18 protein-coding genes are annotated in these 16874 nt (G+C 65.8%); 12 read left to right on the top strand and 6 right to left on the bottom strand.

Annotated features, from left to right (window positions below):
• Positions 1–85 precede the first annotated feature (85 nt).
• Positions 86–448, bottom strand: coding sequence for a response regulator (locus ACZ1JC_RS10425; protein ID WP_465136926.1), 363 nt, complete (start codon positions 446–448; stop codon positions 86–88).
• A 57-nt stretch (positions 449–505) separates the two neighbouring features.
• Between ACZ1JC_RS10425 and ACZ1JC_RS10420 the strand changes: the two genes are divergently transcribed.
• From ACZ1JC_RS10420 to ACZ1JC_RS10400, 5 genes are read left to right on the top strand one after another with little or no spacing between them, the layout of a single operon-like run.
• Entirely contained in the window at positions 506–787 is a 282-nt protein-coding gene (locus ACZ1JC_RS10420; RefSeq protein WP_465169086.1) for a DUF3572 domain-containing protein, read from the top strand.
• Entirely contained in the window at positions 784–1446 is a 663-nt protein-coding gene (locus ACZ1JC_RS10415) for an HAD family hydrolase (protein WP_465136928.1), read from the top strand. The genes ACZ1JC_RS10420 and ACZ1JC_RS10415 overlap by 4 nt, the downstream gene beginning before the upstream one ends.
• Positions 1439–1912: a RidA family protein gene (locus ACZ1JC_RS10410; RefSeq protein WP_465136929.1), complete on the top strand. Its 474-nt coding sequence runs from the start codon at positions 1439–1441 to the stop codon at positions 1910–1912. Before ACZ1JC_RS10415 ends, ACZ1JC_RS10410 begins: the two co-directional genes overlap by 8 nt.
• Entirely contained in the window at positions 1893–2663 is a 771-nt protein-coding gene (locus ACZ1JC_RS10405) for a glycerophosphodiester phosphodiesterase family protein (protein ID WP_465136930.1), read from the top strand. The genes ACZ1JC_RS10410 and ACZ1JC_RS10405 overlap by 20 nt, the downstream gene beginning before the upstream one ends.
• A complete protein-coding gene (locus ACZ1JC_RS10400) occupies positions 2660–3796 on the top strand; it encodes a GNAT family N-acetyltransferase (RefSeq protein WP_465136931.1) in 1137 nt (378 codons plus the stop codon). The genes ACZ1JC_RS10405 and ACZ1JC_RS10400 overlap by 4 nt, the downstream gene beginning before the upstream one ends.
• 73 nt (positions 3797–3869) lie before the next feature.
• Here the strand turns inward: ACZ1JC_RS10400 and ACZ1JC_RS10395 are convergent, their stop codons facing one another.
• Positions 3870–4205 carry an SEL1-like repeat protein gene (locus ACZ1JC_RS10395; protein ID WP_465136932.1) on the bottom strand — a complete coding sequence of 112 codons (336 nt, stop codon included), beginning with the start codon at positions 4203–4205 and terminating at the stop codon, positions 3870–3872.
• A 320-nt stretch (positions 4206–4525) separates the two neighbouring features.
• Here ACZ1JC_RS10395 and dksA point away from each other — a divergent pair, with 320 nt between their 5' ends.
• From dksA to ACZ1JC_RS10370, 5 genes are all read left to right on the top strand, one after another.
• Entirely contained in the window at positions 4526–4984 is a 459-nt protein-coding gene (dksA, locus tag ACZ1JC_RS10390; RefSeq protein WP_395329995.1) for an RNA polymerase-binding protein DksA, read from the top strand.
• A gap of 293 nt (positions 4985–5277) precedes the next feature.
• Positions 5278–5643: a PilZ domain-containing protein gene (locus tag ACZ1JC_RS10385; RefSeq protein WP_465136933.1), complete on the top strand. Its 366-nt coding sequence runs from the start codon at positions 5278–5280 to the stop codon at positions 5641–5643.
• A gap of 121 nt (positions 5644–5764) precedes the next feature.
• A complete protein-coding gene (locus ACZ1JC_RS10380) occupies positions 5765–7363 on the top strand; it encodes an ABC transporter substrate-binding protein (RefSeq protein WP_465136934.1) in 1599 nt (532 codons plus the stop codon).
• A gap of 69 nt (positions 7364–7432) precedes the next feature.
• Positions 7433–7822 carry a DUF4112 domain-containing protein gene (locus tag ACZ1JC_RS10375; protein WP_465136935.1) on the top strand — a complete coding sequence of 130 codons (390 nt, stop codon included), beginning with the start codon at positions 7433–7435 and terminating at the stop codon, positions 7820–7822.
• A complete protein-coding gene (locus ACZ1JC_RS10370; protein ID WP_465136936.1) occupies positions 7822–8004 on the top strand; it encodes a hypothetical protein in 183 nt (60 codons plus the stop codon). Before ACZ1JC_RS10375 ends, ACZ1JC_RS10370 begins: the two co-directional genes overlap by 1 nt.
• Before the next feature lie 118 nt (positions 8005–8122).
• On the opposite strand, the gene arfB is transcribed toward ACZ1JC_RS10370, so the two are convergent.
• Genes arfB through pabB form a run of 4 tightly spaced genes read right to left on the bottom strand, consistent with a single transcriptional unit; the run spans position 8123 to position 12170 of the window.
• Complete coding sequence (gene arfB / locus ACZ1JC_RS10365) at positions 8123–8539, bottom strand: alternative ribosome rescue aminoacyl-tRNA hydrolase ArfB (protein WP_465136937.1); 417 nt, start codon at positions 8537–8539, stop codon at positions 8123–8125.
• The gene (locus ACZ1JC_RS10360; RefSeq protein ID WP_465136938.1) at positions 8536–9189 is read right to left on the bottom strand and encodes an RluA family pseudouridine synthase; all 654 of its coding nucleotides are present in this window, start codon (positions 9187–9189) and stop codon (positions 8536–8538) included. Before ACZ1JC_RS10360 ends, arfB begins: the two co-directional genes overlap by 4 nt.
• Position 9190: 1 nt before the next feature.
• The gene (locus tag ACZ1JC_RS10355; RefSeq protein ID WP_465136939.1) at positions 9191–10360 is read right to left on the bottom strand and encodes a pyridoxal phosphate-dependent aminotransferase; all 1170 of its coding nucleotides are present in this window, start codon (positions 10358–10360) and stop codon (positions 9191–9193) included.
• Between the two features lie 13 nt (positions 10361–10373).
• A complete protein-coding gene (gene pabB, locus ACZ1JC_RS10350; RefSeq protein WP_465136940.1) occupies positions 10374–12170 on the bottom strand; it encodes an aminodeoxychorismate synthase component I in 1797 nt (598 codons plus the stop codon).
• Between the two features lie 161 nt (positions 12171–12331).
• Here pabB and ACZ1JC_RS10345 point away from each other — a divergent pair, with 161 nt between their 5' ends.
• Together ACZ1JC_RS10345 and ACZ1JC_RS10340 are read left to right on the top strand one after the other, a co-directional pair.
• Positions 12332–13930, top strand: a complete 1599-nt coding sequence (locus ACZ1JC_RS10345; RefSeq protein WP_465136941.1) for a helicase HerA-like domain-containing protein — start codon at positions 12332–12334, stop codon at positions 13928–13930.
• 4 nt (positions 13931–13934) lie between these two features.
• Positions 13935–16592: a M1 family metallopeptidase gene (locus ACZ1JC_RS10340; protein WP_465136942.1), complete on the top strand. Its 2658-nt coding sequence runs from the start codon at positions 13935–13937 to the stop codon at positions 16590–16592.
• Positions 16593–16874: the final 282 nt, after the last annotated feature.

Genomic DNA, 16874 nt, shown 5'->3' with positions numbered 1-16874 from the left:
GCGCAAAAGCGGCGGCGGGGGGTAAAGTCAAGCACAGGCGCGTCGGGAAGGGCCATACCGGCGCCCGGAACGCCTGAGGGAAGGGTCATACCAGCGCCCGGACGGCCTGCATGAAGGGGCCGATCGACACCGGCTTGGCGAGATATCCTTCAGCGCCCGCCTCGCGGATGCGTTCCTCGTCGCCTTTGCCGGCATAGGCCGTGACGGCAAGCACCGGGATCGTCCGCAGCACTGCATCCTTCTTGGCCGCCTCGATCAGGTCCAGGCCCGAGACATTGGGCAGCTGGATGTCCATGATGACGAGATTGGGCACGAATTCGCGCGCCCTTTCGAGCGCGTCCAGCCCGTCCGCCACCGGCTCCACGGAGAAGCCCTGGCTCCTGAGCACGTCGCAAAAGAGCTTCCGGTTGAGGTCGTTGTCCTCGACAACAAGGATTCGCTTTGCCATTCCGCGCCTGAACCCCATCTTGCGGCTGAAACACCGCTCTAGGACAGGCAAGCGAGGCTGACAATTCTCGGAAGTTCACCTTCTTCATCGCAGGATGCAGAAACGCTGGCGCTGAATGCGCTTGGCTGGGTGCTGGGCGATGGCGACCGGGCGGAGCGCTTTCTGGCGCTTACGGGGCTCACGCCCGACCATCTGCGCGCCTCGCTGGGAGAGAGAGGCACGCTGACGGCAGTGCTCGATTTCCTTTGCGCGCATGAGGCGGACCTTGTCGCCGCGGCCGACGTTCTGGGCGTCAGGCCCGAGGAACTGGCCGCTGCGCGGGCAAGGATCGGCCGATGACCCGCCCGCTGCTGATCACCGATTGCGACGAAGTGCTGCTCTACATGGTCAGCCATTTCCGCGACTGGCTGGCCGAGGATGAGGGCGTGACGTTCGACATGTCGCGCGGCGATTTCTCCAGCGCGATGCGCCGCACGACCACGGGGGACCTGCTCGAACAGGCGGAAATGTGGTCGCTGCTCAACAAGTTCTTCGATGGCGAGATGCACCGGCAGACTGCTGTGGAAGGGGCGATCGAGGCGATTCGCGCGATTGCCGACCACGCCGATGTAGTAGTGCTGACCAACCTGATGGATTTCCGGCAGGAAGCGCGCCGACGGCAGCTCGCCGATCACGGCGTTGAACTGAAAATCTATACGAATCAGGGGCCGAAGGGGCCGGCGCTCAAGGCGATCCTGGAAGAATATGCGCCCAGCCGCGCGGTGTTCATCGACGATCTGGCCCAGCATCACGGATCGGTCGCCGAATTCGCGCCGGACATCGGCCGCCTGCACCTTTGCGCGGAGTCGCTGCTGGCGCCGCATATCACGTGCGCCCATGCGGCAGGCCATGCCCATGCGCGAATCGACGACTGGAAGAGCGCCACCCCGTGGCTGCTTGACTGGTTGACCCAGACCGACTCTACCCAAACCTACAGGGAAATGCCCCAACATGACTGAGATCGAAACCCGCCTTGCCGCCCTTGGCCTGACCCTTCCCGAAGCGGCGGCCCCGGTCGCCGCTTATGTGCCGGTGGTGATTGCCGGTGACACGGCCTACGTCTCGGGCCAGCTGCCTTTCGTCGACGGCAAGCTCGTCACCGGCCGCCTGGGCGAGGACGTCAGCCTTGAAGCCGGCGTCGAGGCAGCGCAGGCCTGCGCAGTGATGATCCTGGCCCAGCTCAAGGCCGCGCTCGGCTCGCTCGACCGGGTGGAGCGCGTGGTCAAGCTGGGCGCTTTCGTCAATTCGACCGGCGATTTCACCGATCAGCCCAAGATCGCCAACGGCGCCTCGGAACTGATGGTTGCGGTGTTCGGCGATGCCGGCAAGCATGCCCGCAGCGCAGTCGGCGTGCCGGTGCTGCCACTGGGCGCCGCCGTCGAAGTGGACGCCATCGTGACGCTTCGTGCTCCTCGCCTCGATTGATCGATGGCTGGCGCCGGCACCCGATCCAAAACGGGTCGGGTGGATCGGCGCGCGCGACTATGCGCACCGGGGCCTGCATGGCGCGGGTATCCCGGAAAACTCGCTTGCCGCCTTCGAGGCGGCGCTGCGCGGCCAGTTCGGAATCGAGCTGGACGTGCAGCGTGCGGGTGACGGAACGCCGGTGGTGTTCCACGATGCCACGCTCGACCGCCTGACCGGTGAGAGCGGGCCGATCTCCCGCCGCAGTGGCGCGCAACTGGCGGCGGTCCGTCTGACCGGCAGCGAGGAGACGATACCCACGCTGCGGCACGTGCTCGATCGCGTGGCAGGACGAGTGCCGGTGCTGATCGAGGTCAAGTCGAGCCGCGCCGCCCGCGTGGCTGCCTTGTGCCTTGCGGTGCGGCGCGTGCTGGAAGGCTATGCCGGCGACTATGCGGTGATGAGCTTCGATCCGCGCGTGGCGCACTGGTTTCGCGTCCATTCGCCGCTGACCGTGCGCGGGCTGATCGTCAGCGAGGGGGAGGATCGCGCGCTGCCCGGTTCGATCCGCCGCCATCTGGCCTTGTGGAAGGCGCGCCCCGATTTCCTTGCCTACGATGTGCGCGACCTGCCCAGCCGCTTTGCGCGGGCCCAGCGCGAACGTGGGCTGCCGGTTGCGAGCTGGACGGTGCGAACCGACGAGCAGCAGGACCGTGTGCGCGAACATGCCGATGCCGCAATCTTCGAGCAGCTCGCAGAGGTTCTCGAATGAGCGAGGGCGAATTTACCGCCCGGATCCACGGCAGCGTTTCCGCTCTACCCGCCGACGAATGGGATGCGCTGGGCGACGGCGGCAATCCGTTCGTCAGTCACGCATTCCTTTCCGCGCTCGAAGCTTCGGGCAGCGTCGGCGGGCGCAGTGGCTGGAGCCCGGTGCCGATCACCATCGAAGGGCCCGATGGCCGGCTGGCGGCGGCGCTTCCCGCCTATCTCAAGGAACATAGCCAGGGCGAATACGTCTTCGACCATGCCTGGGCCGATGCCTGGCACCGCGCTGGCGGCGCCTACTATCCCAAGCTCCAGATCGCGGCGCCGTTCACCCCGGCCACGGGCCCGCGCCTGCTGACCCCGCATCCCGAACTGCAACTGCCGCTGCTGCGCGCGGCAGAAACGCTGTGCCGCGAGCATGGCCTGTCCTCCGCCCATGCGACTTTCATCGAGCCGGATCAGGTAGCGGTGTTCGAGTCGGCCGGCTGGCTCCTGCGTGAGGATATCCAGTTCCACTGGGAAAACCGCGACTATGGCAGCTTCGACGATTTCCTTGGCGAACTCTCGTCGCGCAAGCGAAAGGACATCCGCAAGGAACGCGAGAAGGCGCAGGAAGGCGTGGAAATCCGCACGCTCACCGGTGCTGATCTGCGCGAGGAGCACTGGGATGCGTTCTGGGCCTTCTATCAGGACACCGGCGCGCGAAAGTGGGGCCATCCCTACCTGACGCGCGCGGCGTTCTCGCGGCTGGGCGAGACGATGGCGGACCGCATCCTGCTGGTCATGGCCTATATCGATGGCGAGCCGGTTGCCGGTGCGCTGAACTTCATCGGCGCGGAGGCTCTCTACGGCCGCTACTGGGGCGCCGTGGTGGAGAAGCCGTTCCTGCACTTCGAGCTGTGCTACTACCAAGCCATCGATGCGGCCATCGCGCTGGGCCTCTCGCGCGTTGAGGCGGGCGCCCAGGGCGGCCACAAATTGGCGCGCGGCTATGAGCCGGTGCGGACGGTTTCCGCGCACTACATCGTTCACGACGGGCTGCGCGCGGCGATTGCCGACTATCTCGAACAGGAGCGGGCGGGCATCGCGCAGGACCAGATCTGGCTGGGCGACCGCACGCCGTTCCGCAAAACCTGAAAGCTTGGTTTGAAGGGATGCCGATCGGGCTCCCTTGCGGCATCGGCGCGATGCCGCAGAATTTCACTACAACTCAGGCCGCCTTGCGCGTGCTGGCGGCCAGCCACTGGCGCGCGCGGCGCTGCGCTTCGGCGATTTCGCGCGCGGTCATCTCATCCGACACTTCGGCGCGGCAGGCGGGCGCTTCCTCATGGCCGGCAACGGCGGCAAGGTTGAACCACTTGTGCGCCTCGATCAGATCGCAGGGCACGCCCTGGCTTCCGGTCGAATAGGCGACGCCAAGGTCGAAGTAGGCCGAATAGTCGCCCTGCGCGGCAGCGGCGAGCCGGTCTGCGACCAGCAGGTTTTCGGCATTGATATCGGCTTCACATGCGGTGATGCCGTGAACATTGATCCAGACAGTACCCATAGTAACCCCCTTCGTAAGGCCGTTCCCGCGGCCTTTCGATGCGATGAGGTTGCGCTGTTCATGGTCAACAAGTCGTTAACGACAATTCGAAAGTCCCTGTGGGCATTTTGGGCGGCATTCCGGCGTGTAGTTTCGGACACAGCTTTTCCGCTTATCGAACAGCCATTCAGGTTTTTTGTGGAAGGCTTTGGTTATGACCTTGTGTAGCCCGAAGGCCGGCCTTATAGGCCGCCGCACCACGGTTTGCCGGGAGGTCACTGGAAAAATCCGGGGCCGCAGGGCGTAGGCAGGCCGCGGGAATTCGTGCGGAGATTCTCTGGATGGCAACGGCCCTAGCTGACGAAATTGATGTCCTCGCCAAGGCCAAGCGTATGCTTGGCGGTTCCTACGTTCCCGCTGAGAACGAGCCTTATATGTGCGAGGCTCAGCAGGATTACTTCCGGCGTCTATTGCTCGCCTGGAAAAAATCGATCCTCGATGCTTCCGCCGGAACGCTGGCGCAGTTGCAGGACGGCCCGATCCGGGAGCCCGACCTTAACGACCGCGCTTCCAGCGAGACCGACTGGGGAATCGAACTGCGCACCCGCGACCGCCAGCGCAAGCTGATCGCCAAGATCGATTCCGCGCTGCGCCGGATCGAGGAAGGCGAATACGGCTACTGCGAAGTGACCGGTGAGCCGATCGGCCTCGGCCGCCTCGAAGCCCGCCCGATCGCGACGATGACGGTGGAAGCGCAGGAAGCGCACGAGCGCCGCGAAAAGGTCTCGCGCGACGATTGAGCCGCGCGGGATGGGGGCCCAAGGCGCGTCCGGCGCGGCGGGTTTCCCTGCGACGTTAAGTATATGAACTGAAAGCGCGATTGCGGATCAAATTCCGCTTGCGCCGATACCCCGGTCATGACCACATTTTAACCCTGTTTTGGCGCGGCGGGGGCTGGCCTCGGATGGTCATTAAGGCTTTCTTGGTGACTGCCCCTTAGAACGTGGTGGCAATCGTGTTAGGCTTGCGCGGACAAGTGCTCCGCCGGCCCATACGATGCCCGGCGTACGCCTTGAATACCGGACGAGATCGCATGACCGAAGAGAACCGACAGATCGCACGTGACAGCCTGTTTCTGATGGCTGACCTGCGCGTCGATGGTTTGGACGGCGAAAGCCGCATCAAGGTCCGCAATCTTTCGCCCGGCGGCATGATGGGCGAAGGCATGGTGCGCGTCGTTCGCGGCACCCCGGTCAAGGTCAATATCCGCAACATCGGCTGGGTGCCGGGCTCGGTCGCCTGGGTGCAGGACAACCGCTTCGGCGTGGCGTTCGGCACGGACATCGATCCCAAACTGGCCCGCGTCGCGGTGAATGCCGCCGAGGACGCAACCCCGCGCTTTGTTCGCAATCACGAAGCGCTCTATTCCCCGGATTCGGCAGCCCTGCGCAAGATTTGAGCGCCGCCCGGGGCATTGCTGCGGCGGAAACGGTCGCGATCGTTGCTGCCCTTGCGCTTTTTCCCGAAGATGGATGCAGCGGCCATTTGCGGGCCTGCCGAAATCGACTAGTCCCAAAGGCATGACCGCTTTGCGCACAGGTTCCGCCGCGTTCGGCCTTCTGGCTGCGCTGGCGCTCGCCGCGTGCGGGTCATCCAGCAATTCGGCGCTGAGCGTGGCAGTGATCGGCAATGCCGCGGATCCTTTCGCCACGGGTCTGCAACGTCCGCTCGCCGGCCAGTTGGCCCGCGCATCGACGACAGAGGGGTTGGTCTCTTTCGACGAGAAGGGGCGCGTGATCCCGGCGCTCGCGGATCGTTGGATCGTTACCGACGATGGGCTGAGCTATATCTTCCGGTTGCGGGACGGCAACTGGCTCACGGGCGATCCCTTGACGGCGCAATCGGCAAAGCGGGCACTGGATACGGCCCTCGATAGCCTGAAGGGCACGCCTCTCGAACTCGATCTGTCGGGCATCGACGAGACCCGGGCGATGGCCGGCCGCGTCATCGAGATTCGGTTGAATCGGCCGATGCCCTATCTGCTCCAACTTATCGCGCAGCCCGAATTGGGGTTGATGCACCGGGAGCGAGGCGCCGGCCCGATGCGGCTGGAGCGGGAGCGGAACATCGCCAGAATGGTGCCGATCGATCCCGCGCGGCTGGGCCTGCCGGCGATCGAGAATTGGACCCGCCGCACTCGCCGCGTCGATATGAGCGCGCTCGGGGGCCCGGCGGCGGTAGATGCCTTCAATGCAGGCACAGTGGATATCGTGATGGGCGGTGAAATCCAGGATTTCCCGCTGACCCGATCGGTGGGAATCCTGCGCGGCACGATCCAGCTCGATCCCGTCATCGGCCTGTTCGGGTTGCAGGTGATGAACGATCGCGGGTTCCTGGCCGATCCTGCCAATCGCGAGGCGATTGCCATGGCGATCGACCGTGACGCGCTGATCGCGCCGTTCGGGGTGGGCGGCTGGACGGCGACCACCCGCATCGTCACGCCTAGCCTGGACGGAGACCTGGGCACAATCGGCGAGCGCTGGGGCAACCAGAGCATCGATGAGCGCCGCATCGTCGCCGCCGCCCGGGTGCGGCGCTGGGAGGGTAATTCGGCCCCCGCGCAGGTGGCGGCACCGGCCTCACTGGCCCCGACCTCGCCCGCAGCGCAGCCGGTGCGTCTGGCGCGCAAGATTTTCCAGCGCGGCCCCAAGACGCCGACGCCGGCCGACCTTGCCGCGCGGGCGCCGCAACTGACGCTCTGGCTGCCGGCGGGGCAAGGTGCGGATACGCTGTTCGAAAAGCTTTCGTCCGATATGGCGGCCATCGGCATTCGGCTGATGCATGCGCCGAATGCTGCCGGGGCCGACCTTGCGCTCGTTGACGAAATTGCCCGCTATCCGCGTGCCGCCTGGTTCCTCAACCGCCTATCGTGCCGTGCCCGTCGCGGCATCTGCTCCGCCGATGCCGATGCGCGCGCGGCGGAGGCGGCGGTGGCGCAGTCTCCCGAACAGCGCGCGGCGCTGCTGACCGAAGCGGAGGCGGAATTGACCGCCTCCAACGTCTTCATCCCGTTCGGCACGCCGATCCGCTGGTCGCTGGTGCGCGGCAGTGTGGACGGCTTCGCGCCGAACACCTGGGGCTGGCACCCCTTGATGCCGCTGGCCTGGGTGCCCAAATAACCTGAGCGGCGCTTTTGCCGTTCGAGGAGTGCGACGACTTTGGCGACTGGACAGGCTTCTGCCCGCCGCATGGAAATGGATCTTCCGCTGGGGTCCGATCCGGTTTCCGTCACCCGCCGCGTGGAAATGGTGGAGCGCATGCTGGAAAACGCGTTCACGATTCCTGGCCTCCGCCGCAAGGTCGGCCTCGACGCGGTCGTGGGTCTGGTGCCAGTGGCAGGCGACGTGGTTTCCGCGCTGATGGGCCTCTATCTCGTCTGGGAGGGGCGCAATCTGGGCATGTCGAAATGGCAACTGGCGCGGATGAGCGCGAATGTCGGCGTTGATACGCTGCTGGGCGCGATTCCGGTTGCCGGCGATCTGTTCGACTTCGTGTTCCGTTCGAACAGCCGCAACCTCAAGATCATCCGCAAGCATATCGCCAAGCATCATCCCCACGCGCAAGTGATCGAGGGTTGATGAGGGCGCATTTGTGGCTGGCGGCCATAGTGCTGCCGCTGGCGGGCTGCGCTTCATCCGATCCGGTGCCCGCCCCCGTGACCTCGGACGAGGCCACCGCGCTCGATCAGGCGGCGGAGATGTTCGACACGCGGCCTTCCGGGGAGCCTTCGGATGCGGCGACGGCGGCTGGGGCATTCTGAAATAGGCCCCAACCACAGTTCGTCATTGCGAGCGTAGCGAAGCAATCCAGGGCCGGGCAAACCGCTCTGGATTGCTTCGCTACGCTCGCAATGACGAGGAACGTGAGGTCATCCTGCCCTAGTCGAAACTGACCTTGCCGCGCCCGGCCTTGACCGAGCCGCGCAGCTTCTTGCCTTTCAGCCGCTGTTCCTTGCCCACCCGGTTGAGCCGGCTCTTGGCGCGCTTTTCGGGCAGCTTGTGGGCATCGCGCAGCATTTCCGCGAGGCGTTCGCGGGCATCGGCGCGGTTGGCCTCCTGCGTGCGGAAGCGGCGGGCAGTGAACATCAGTTCCCCGCCCGATGTCATCCGGCTGCCCGCGAGTTCCTTCAGCCGTGCGAAGACCGGCGGCGTCAGCCGCAAGGCATAGACGTTGATCCGCAGCTGGACCGCCGTCGCCACTTTGTTGACGTTTTGACCGCCCGGCCCGGAGGCGGCGATGAAGCTCTCGCTCGCCAGGGCCTGGGCGCGGTCTATCGTGGCTTCAATCTCGCTCATTCATCGCTGAAGCCGAGCGCGGCGAAATCGCGCGGCAGCGGCGCCACAGCAACGATCGGCTCCTTGTCGCCGCGCGGCACCGTCAGGCCGGCCGCATGCAGCATGGTGCGCGGCGCGCCCTTGCTGGAACCGTAGACCGGATCGCCCAGCAGCGCGTGGCCAAGGCCGGAGGCGGCATGGACGCGGATCTGGTGGGTACGGCCGGTCTCGGGGCGGAACTCCACGAGAGTCAGGCCGTTCTTCTCATCCAGCTTGCGCCAGTGGGTGACGGCGGGCTTGCCCTTCTTGGCCGGGATCATGCGCCAGCCGTCCTTGGCGGTGCTGACCTTGGAGAGGTTGAGGGCGATCGTGCCTTCCTCTTCGGTCAGCGTGCCGGCGACGATGCCGAGGTAGCGCTTCTCGACCAGCTTCTCCTCGAAGGCGGCGGAAAAGCGCTTCAGCGCCTTGGGATTGCGGGCCAGCAGCAGGCAGCCGGAGGTGTCACGGTCCAGCCGGTGCACCGGCGCGGGGTGACGGTGGAAGCCCAGCTTCAGTTCGTCCAGCCGGTCTTCGAGGCTCGGCCCGCCGGCGCGCGGCGTATCGAGCGGCAGGCCGCCGGGCTTGTCGATGACCAGTGCTTCGCCGTCCTCGAAGAGGATTTCCAGTTCCATGTTACGTCAATGCTTTCTCTATGCGCCGTAGCGCTTCTTCGAGCCGCGCGTCATCCGCGGCGAAACTGATGCGGAAGCCGTCATGCCCGCCGAAGGCCGATGCCGGGACCAGCGCCACGCCGTGCTCCAGCAGGTGCAGCGTCAGCTTCACGTCGTCTCCGCCGAAACGGTCCATCAGCGGCGTCGCATCGATCATGCAGTAGAACGCACCATCGGGCGATGGCGTCGACAGGCCGGGAATCGCGTTGATCGCGGAAACCACCATGTCGCGCCGCGTGCGGAACCGCTCGCGCCATTCGGTCAGGAAGTCCTGCGGACCTTCGAAAGCGGCGACGGCAGCGGCCTGGCTGATCGAGCAGGGATTGCCCGATGAGTGCGATTGCAGCTTTTCCATCGCCTTGATCAGCCATTGCGGCCCGGCGGCCACGCCGATGCGGAAGCCGGTCATCGCATGGCTCTTGGACACGCCGGAGACGGTCAGAATGCGGTCGGCCAGATCCGGGCAGAGGTTGGCCAGCGTGGCATGCGGACGGCCGGTATAGTTGATCGGCGCGTAGATATCGTCGGACAGCACCATCACCCGGGGATGGTGACTCAGCACCTCGCCGATGCCGCGCAGCATGTCCTCGGGGTAATAGGCGCCGGTCGGGTTGCCGGGGCTGTTGAGCAGCACCCAGAGCGTGCGCGGGCCGATCTGCGCTTCCAGATCGGCGGGCGTGAAGCGGAAGTTGTCTTTGGGCGATGTGCGCAGCGGCACGACCTTGCCGCCGGCGAAGCGCACGATCTCCGGATAGCTGACCCACCACGGCGAAGGCACGATCACTTCATCGCCTTCGCTCACCGTTGCCAGCATGGCGTGGAAGATCGCCTGCTTGCCGCCGGCGCTGACGGTCACTTGCGAAGCCGCTATCTCGATGCCAAGATCACGCTTGAAGTGCAGCGCGGCGGCCTGCTTCAACTGCGATGTGCCGCCGACCGCCGTGTACTTGGTCTGCCCGGCGTCGAGCGCGGCCTTGGCAGCCTCGATCACATGGGGCGGGGTGTCGAAATCGGGCTCGCCGACCGAAAGCGAGATCACGTCGATGCCGGATTCGCGCAGGGCGATGGCGCGGTCGGTCATCGCGGTCGTCCCCGAGGGGGCAATGCGGGCAAGAGCAGCGGAAGTGTGCATCAGGAGTGCGCCATCAGGTAAGAAGCTGCGCAGGCATCAGGCCGCGCAGCGCATTGCCGATCAGGAAACCGTCGGAAAGATCGTCCAGCGTCAGGTCCGCCTCGACCGCGCGGCCTTGCTCGATCAACGAGCGGCGCAGCACGCCGGGCAAGAGGCCCAGCGCGGCGGGCGGGGTCAGGAGCATGCCGTCCCGCTCTACGAACAGGCTGGTGAAGCTGCCTTCGGTCAGCAACCCGTCATCGCGCAGGAACAGCACTTCCTGTGCGCCGGCCTTTTTCCCCACGGCCAGACCGGAATTGTAGAAACCGCGATCGCTGGTCTTGTGGCGCAGGCGCCAGTCGCCGCTGTCGACCGGAAGCGGCAGCACGCCGACCGTCACCGGGCCGTCGAAGGCTTCGGGCAATTCGGCCAGTTCCAGCGCATAGGCACCGCCGCGCGCGGTGACGAGGCGCAGCTTGGCAGGCGCATCGGCATCGAAGCAGAGCGCCTGAATCGCATTGCGCACGGCATGGCGGTCAAAACTGAAACCCAGCGCCTCTGCGCTGGTACGGACCCGCTCCAGATGGAGTTCAAGCAGCGGGATGCCCTCTTCGGGCGTAAAACGCATCGTCTCGACAAGATCGAAACTGGCGGGTGAAGTTGCCCCTGCCGAATCTCGCACGAAACCCCCTTTGACCAGGCATTCCCGCCATTCGGGAAGCGCTTGTGAATCGGCGACCACCGCCGAACCGACGCCGAGTATGGCCCGGCCCGCCGTTCCCTTGCCGTCCGGCGTCAGACGCAAGGTTCGGATTGCCACATTGAACGCGGCATCGCCAGAGGGTTCGATGAAACCGATCGAGCCGCAATAGGGCCCGCGGGCGTGGCGTTCTACCTCTGCGATCAGTTCCATCGCCCGGATCTTCGGCGCGCCGGTGATCGATCCGCAGGGGAACAGCGCCCGCAGCAGGTCGACGGCGCCCTTGTCCGGTGAGAGGCGGGCGTGGACGGTGGAGACCATTTGGTGCACCGTCGGGTAGCTCTCGATCGCGAAGGGCTGTTCCACCCGGACGCTGCCCGCCTCCGCCACGCGCGACAGGTCGTTGCGCATGAGGTCGAGGATCATCAGGTTTTCCGCGCGATCCTTGGTGCTGGTGGCCAGTTCCTCGCGCAGCAGCGCGTCCTTGGCCGCGTACTGCCCGCGCGGGCGGGTGCCCTTCATCGGGCGGACGGTGACGGTGTGATCGTCGAGAGCGAAGAACAGTTCGGGCGAGAAGCTGAGCAGCCACTCGCTGCCGTTGCAGATCGCCGCGCCATATCCGGCGGCGGCGGCGGGTCTGATCGCGGCGTAGAGCGCCAGCGGATCGCCGTGCCACGGCCCTTCGAGCGGTAGGGTCAGGTTGGCCTGATAGATGTCGCCCGCCTCGATGGCGCCGTGAATCGTATCGAATGCGCGGGTATAGTCGCCCGTGGAGAGCAGCGGATCGAGCGGGCCGATGCCGACCGGGCCGGGAGCGGCGTTTTCGGCCAACCAGCGCGAAATTGCAGCGGCGGGAACGGTTTCGAAGCCTTCGAAGGCGCCGAACCAGACCAGCGGGCCTTCGGCCTTGCGCAGGCCGGCAAGGCGCGGCTCGAGCGCTTGGCCCGCCTCGTAGGCGAGGTATCCCGCCAGATGCAGTCCTTCGCTCGACAATGCCTCGATCCGGGCGAGCGCGGGCAGCACGTCCTGTTCGGCGTGTGCGACGACGATTTCCACCGGATCGCGGTAGATGCGCGCGTCGGCCGCGCCCTCAAGGCGGGCGTCGTCGAAAAGGATGAAGGGCTGGGGCATGGTTGCGATTGCGCCTTTAGCGCCCGATTACCGGCGGCACCAGTGCGCTTTGCCGCACGCGTTTATCGCCCGGGAGCGATCAAGTGGCGGGTCCGCCAAAATCCCTCTCGCCCTTGCCCAACCTGCGCTCTATCACCTTCGAATGGTGCAAGGAGGCATGAATGGAAGAGATTTTCCTGGGACTCGGTGCCAACGGTGAACGGCAGGTCCTGCACCTTGGTCGCGCCAATCGTCACGGCCTGATCGCGGGCGCCACGGGCACCGGCAAGACGGTGACGCTGCAGACGATTGCCGAACAGTTTTCCGCCGCCGGCGTGCCGGTGTTCCTTGCCGATGTGAAGGGGGACCTTTCGGGCATCTCCATGTCCGGCAGCCCGCAGTTCAAGAACGCCGCCATTCTGGAAGCCCGGGCCAAGGAAATAGGCCTGACGGACTATGGCTATTCCGACAATCCGGCGATTTTCTGGGACATCTACGGTGAGCAGGGCCATCCCGTCCGCACCACGATCTCCGAAATGGGGCCGCTGCTGCTCTCGCGGCTGATGGACCTCAACGACACGCAGGAAGGCGTGCTCAACGTCGTCTTCCGCTATGCCGACGAACAGGGCTTGCTACTGCTCGACCTGCCCGATTTGCAGGCGATGCTGGCCCATGCGGCGGAGAACGCGGCGGAGCTTTCCACCAAATACGGCAATATCACCAAGGCCAGTGTCGGCACGATCCAGCGCCAGCTGCTGGCATTGGACAGCCAGGGCGCGGCGCAGTTCTTCGGCGAACCGGCGCTGGAAATCGCCGATTTCATCCGCTGCGACGATAAGGGGCGCGGCTACATCAACATCCTGGCTGCCGATAAGCTGATGCGCAGCCCCAAGCTCTACGCCACGTTCCTGCTCTGGCTGCTGTCCGAACTGTTCGAGGTGCTGCCCGAGGTGGGCGATCCCGAAAAGCCGAAACTGGTGTTCTTCTTCGACGAGGCGCACCTGCTGTTCGATGATGCGCCCAAGGCGCTGCAGGACAAGGTGGAGCAGGTCGTCCGCCTCGTCCGCTCAAAGGGGGTGGGTGTCTACTTCATCTCGCAGAATCCCATCGATATCCCTGAGGATATCGCGGGCCAGCTGGGCAACCGCGTGCAGCATGCCTTGCGCGCTTTCACCCCGCGCGACCAGAAAGCGATCAAGGCGGCGGCGGATACGTTCCGCATCAATCCGGCGCTGAATGTCGTGGAAGCGATCACCGAGTTGAAGGTCGGCGAAGCGCTGGTTTCCACGCTTGATGACGAAGGCGTGCCCTCGATCGTCCAGCGCACGCTGATCGCGCCGCCGCGCTCGCGGCTGGGGCCGGTGGACGCCAAGGAGCGGGCGATCATCCAGTCGATCAGCCCGTATCAAGGCAAGTACGACACCCCCGTAAACCGCGAAAGCGCCGAGGAAGTGCTGGCTGCCAAGGCCGCCGACGCTGCGGCAACCGCGCAGGAAGTGGCGGAAAAGGGCGCTGCCGAAGTCGGCAAGCAGGAACGCAAGAGCCCCAGTCTCTGGGAGGGGCTTGGCGGCAAAGTGGCCAAGGCGGCGGCGGGTGCGGCGGCGGCGAGTGCGGGGTCGATCCTTGCTCAGTCGATGCAGGGCAAGAAAAGTCGCGCGAATCCGCAGGCTTCGGCGGCCAGCGCGGCGGCGGGGACGGTGGGCGACGCCTTGGGCAAGGCCATCGGTTTTCCGGGGCTCGGCCGGTTCGCCCGCAATCTTCTCGGCGGCCTGATGCGCTGAATTGGTGAGGGTTTCCTGTCGTCTGGCTTTCTCTTCGGCGCTGCTTTTCGCGCCGGGACAGATCTGGGCGCAGGAGGCTGCTCCCATCGTTTCGCAGGCGGCGCCCGACTTGCCGTTCGGGCGGCTCAGCGATGCCGTGCGGCCCACGTCCTATCGGATCGACCTGACTCTCGACCCTGAAAATCCGCGTTTTTCGGGCCGTGTCGAGATCGACCTGAACGTGACCAGAAGTGCACCTAAAGTGTACCTGCACGGCCGCGACCTCGATGTGGGCAAAGTCACCGCGCGCTTTGGCGGCGAAACGCTGATCGGCCATTGGCGACAGCTCGATGCCAATGGTCTGGCCGAGGTCACTTTCGACCGCGATCTCCCCGCCGGACCCGTCACGCTCAGCTTCGACTACGGCGCCGCCTTTGCCAACGGACCCTCCGGCCTGTTCCGCGTCAACGTCGAAGGGGCATGGTACGTCTGGAGCCAGTTCCAGTCGATCGACGCGCGTGCTGCCTTTCCAGGGTTCGACCAGCCCGGTTTCAAGACGCCGTTCACGCTGACCCTGCGCACCCCGCCTGGCCTGACCGCGATCAGCAATGCGCCGGAAGCGGGCGCGCCGCAGATCGAGAACGGCCTTGCCGTCCATCGCTTTGCGCCCAGCCTGCCGCTGCCGACTTACCTGCTGGCGGTCATGCTCGGGCCTTTTGCCACGTTGGAGGGTGCCGTCCCGCCCAGTGCCGAACGATCGGCGCCGCTGCCTCTGCGCATCGTCTCCACCCGCCAGAACGCGGGAAAACTGGCCTTCGCGCTCGACGGCAGCGCGCGGATCGTCACCCAGCTTGAGGACTTCTTCGGCGAACCCTTTCCCTTTCCCAAGCTGGACCAGATCACCAGCCCCGTGCTGCCGGGCGGCATGGAGAACGCCGGGGCGGACCTCTACCGCGACGACATTCTGGTGATGGATGCCGCCGCGCCGGTGGAGCAGCAGCGCCTGTTCGGTACCATCGTCGGCCACGAACTGGGCCATCAGTGGTTCGGCGATCTGGTCACCCCCGCCTGGTGGGACGACATCTGGCTGAACGAAAGCTTTGCCAACTGGATCGGCTACCGCATGGGCGACCAGTGGCGGCCGGACCTGGGCATCGCCGGGGACGCGCTGCAGGCGGGGTTCGAGGCGATGGAGATCGACGCGCTTGTCGCCGGGCGCCCGGTCCGCCAACCGATCGAGACCAGTGACCGGATCGATTCCGCCTTCGATGCCATCACCTACGGCAAGGGCGGCCAAGTCGTTTCGATGATCGCCGGATGGCTGGGCGAGGATCGCTTTCGCGAAGGCGTGCGCCGCTACATCGCCGCCCATCGCGGGGGCAACGCCACCAGTGACGATTTCTTCGCGGCGCTGGCCGAAGTTGCCGGCGATCCCCGGCTGGTGCCCGCCTTGCGCAGCTTCGTGGAGCAGCAGGGCGTGCCCTTGCTGGCAATCAGGCAGCAGGGCGACCGCGTGGCTGTGACCCAGCTGCGCTACACCACCGCCGGCATCGCTCCCCCGCCGGGGAAGTGGATCATTCCGCTCTGCTTCCGGCGCGGCGCGCAGAGGAGCTGCACGATCATGGATCGGCAGAACCAGTCCTTCACCGTGCCGGGTAGCGGGCCAGTCTTTCCCAATGCCGGCGGGGCCGGATACTATCGCTTCGAACTGGCGGCCGGGCACTGGCAGTCGCTGATTGCAGCCGCAGGAAGCCTGCCGGCCGGGGAGGCGCTGTCGCTGGTCGATTCGCTCGATGCCTCGATCCGGAGCGGACGCGGTAACGTGTCGGAGATGGCGTTGCTCGCCCGCGCGCTGATCCGTCATCCCGATCCCCATGCCGCCGATGCGCCGTTCGAGGCGCTGTCGCGCTACGTCATGCAGGGCCTTGTCACTGGGCGCGGGCGGCTGGGGTTCAATGTGCTGCGCGAACGGCTCTATGTGCCGCTGCTGAAAGAATATGGCTTCGATCCGCGCGCCGGCGTCTATGTGCATGAGGCGCCCGCGCGCATCCAGCGCCGCGTGCAGGTGGTGGAGGCGCTGCTGGCGACCAGTCGCGGCGGCAAGCTGCGCGACCAACTGGCACAGGCGATGCAGGCCTATCTGAAGGGGGACAGCGCCGCGCTGGACCCGGCATGGATGGACCATGCGCTGGACGTTTACTTGTTCCAGAAAGGCGCCGATGCCGCGCGCGATCTGGTGGAGCGGGCGTTGTCTTCGGACGATCCGGTGTTCCGCCCGGCCGCACTGGCGGCGGCGGCGCGGACCAGTGACGTGAAGCTGGCCTCATGGCTGCTCGACCTGAAAGACCCGCGCCTGCGCGAAGGCGAGCGGCTGAGTTTCCTCGACGGCATCATGGCCCGCAGCGCCACGCGCGATATCGGCTATCAATGGGCGTTGGCGCATCTGGACGACCTGGTCACGGCCAGCGGCGGCCAGTTCTTCTCCGCCCGCCTGCCGCAGATGCTGGGCCGCTACTGCTCGGTGGAGAAGGCCGCACAGATCACCCGCGACTTCGGGCCAAGCCTTGCCGGAACGCCGGGCGCTCTGGAACTGGCGCGCGCCAGCGAGCGGGTGCGCAATTGCGGGCTGCTCGACGATCTGGTCGGCACGCAGATCGATGCGGATTTCGTGGCGATGAAATAGGGGGGGATGCGATGGGGAGGGAAGGTCGGTTTGCGCCCTAGAGCAGTTTTCAACCCGACTGCGCCGGATCGACTTCTCTAAGTTTTTGGTTTGGCGCATTTTCCGAGTCATCAGGTGATTCGACCTGATTAGAAAATGCTCTAAACAGGTCTTTCGGCCGCCACTTCGGCGAGCCCCGAAAGCGGACGGTCAGCGTTGCTTGGGCGGCATTCATACGACTCTGTGAAGAGATTATATTGAGCGTCTGGCTAAGAGTCCGTTTGAAAAATGCCCGCAGGGGCA

It is taken from the genome of Sphingomonas sp. BL-S-28 (genome assembly GCF_055521515.1).
The sequence above is the reverse complement of the archived record's forward strand: the minus strand, read 5'-3'. Positions and strand labels throughout refer to the sequence as shown.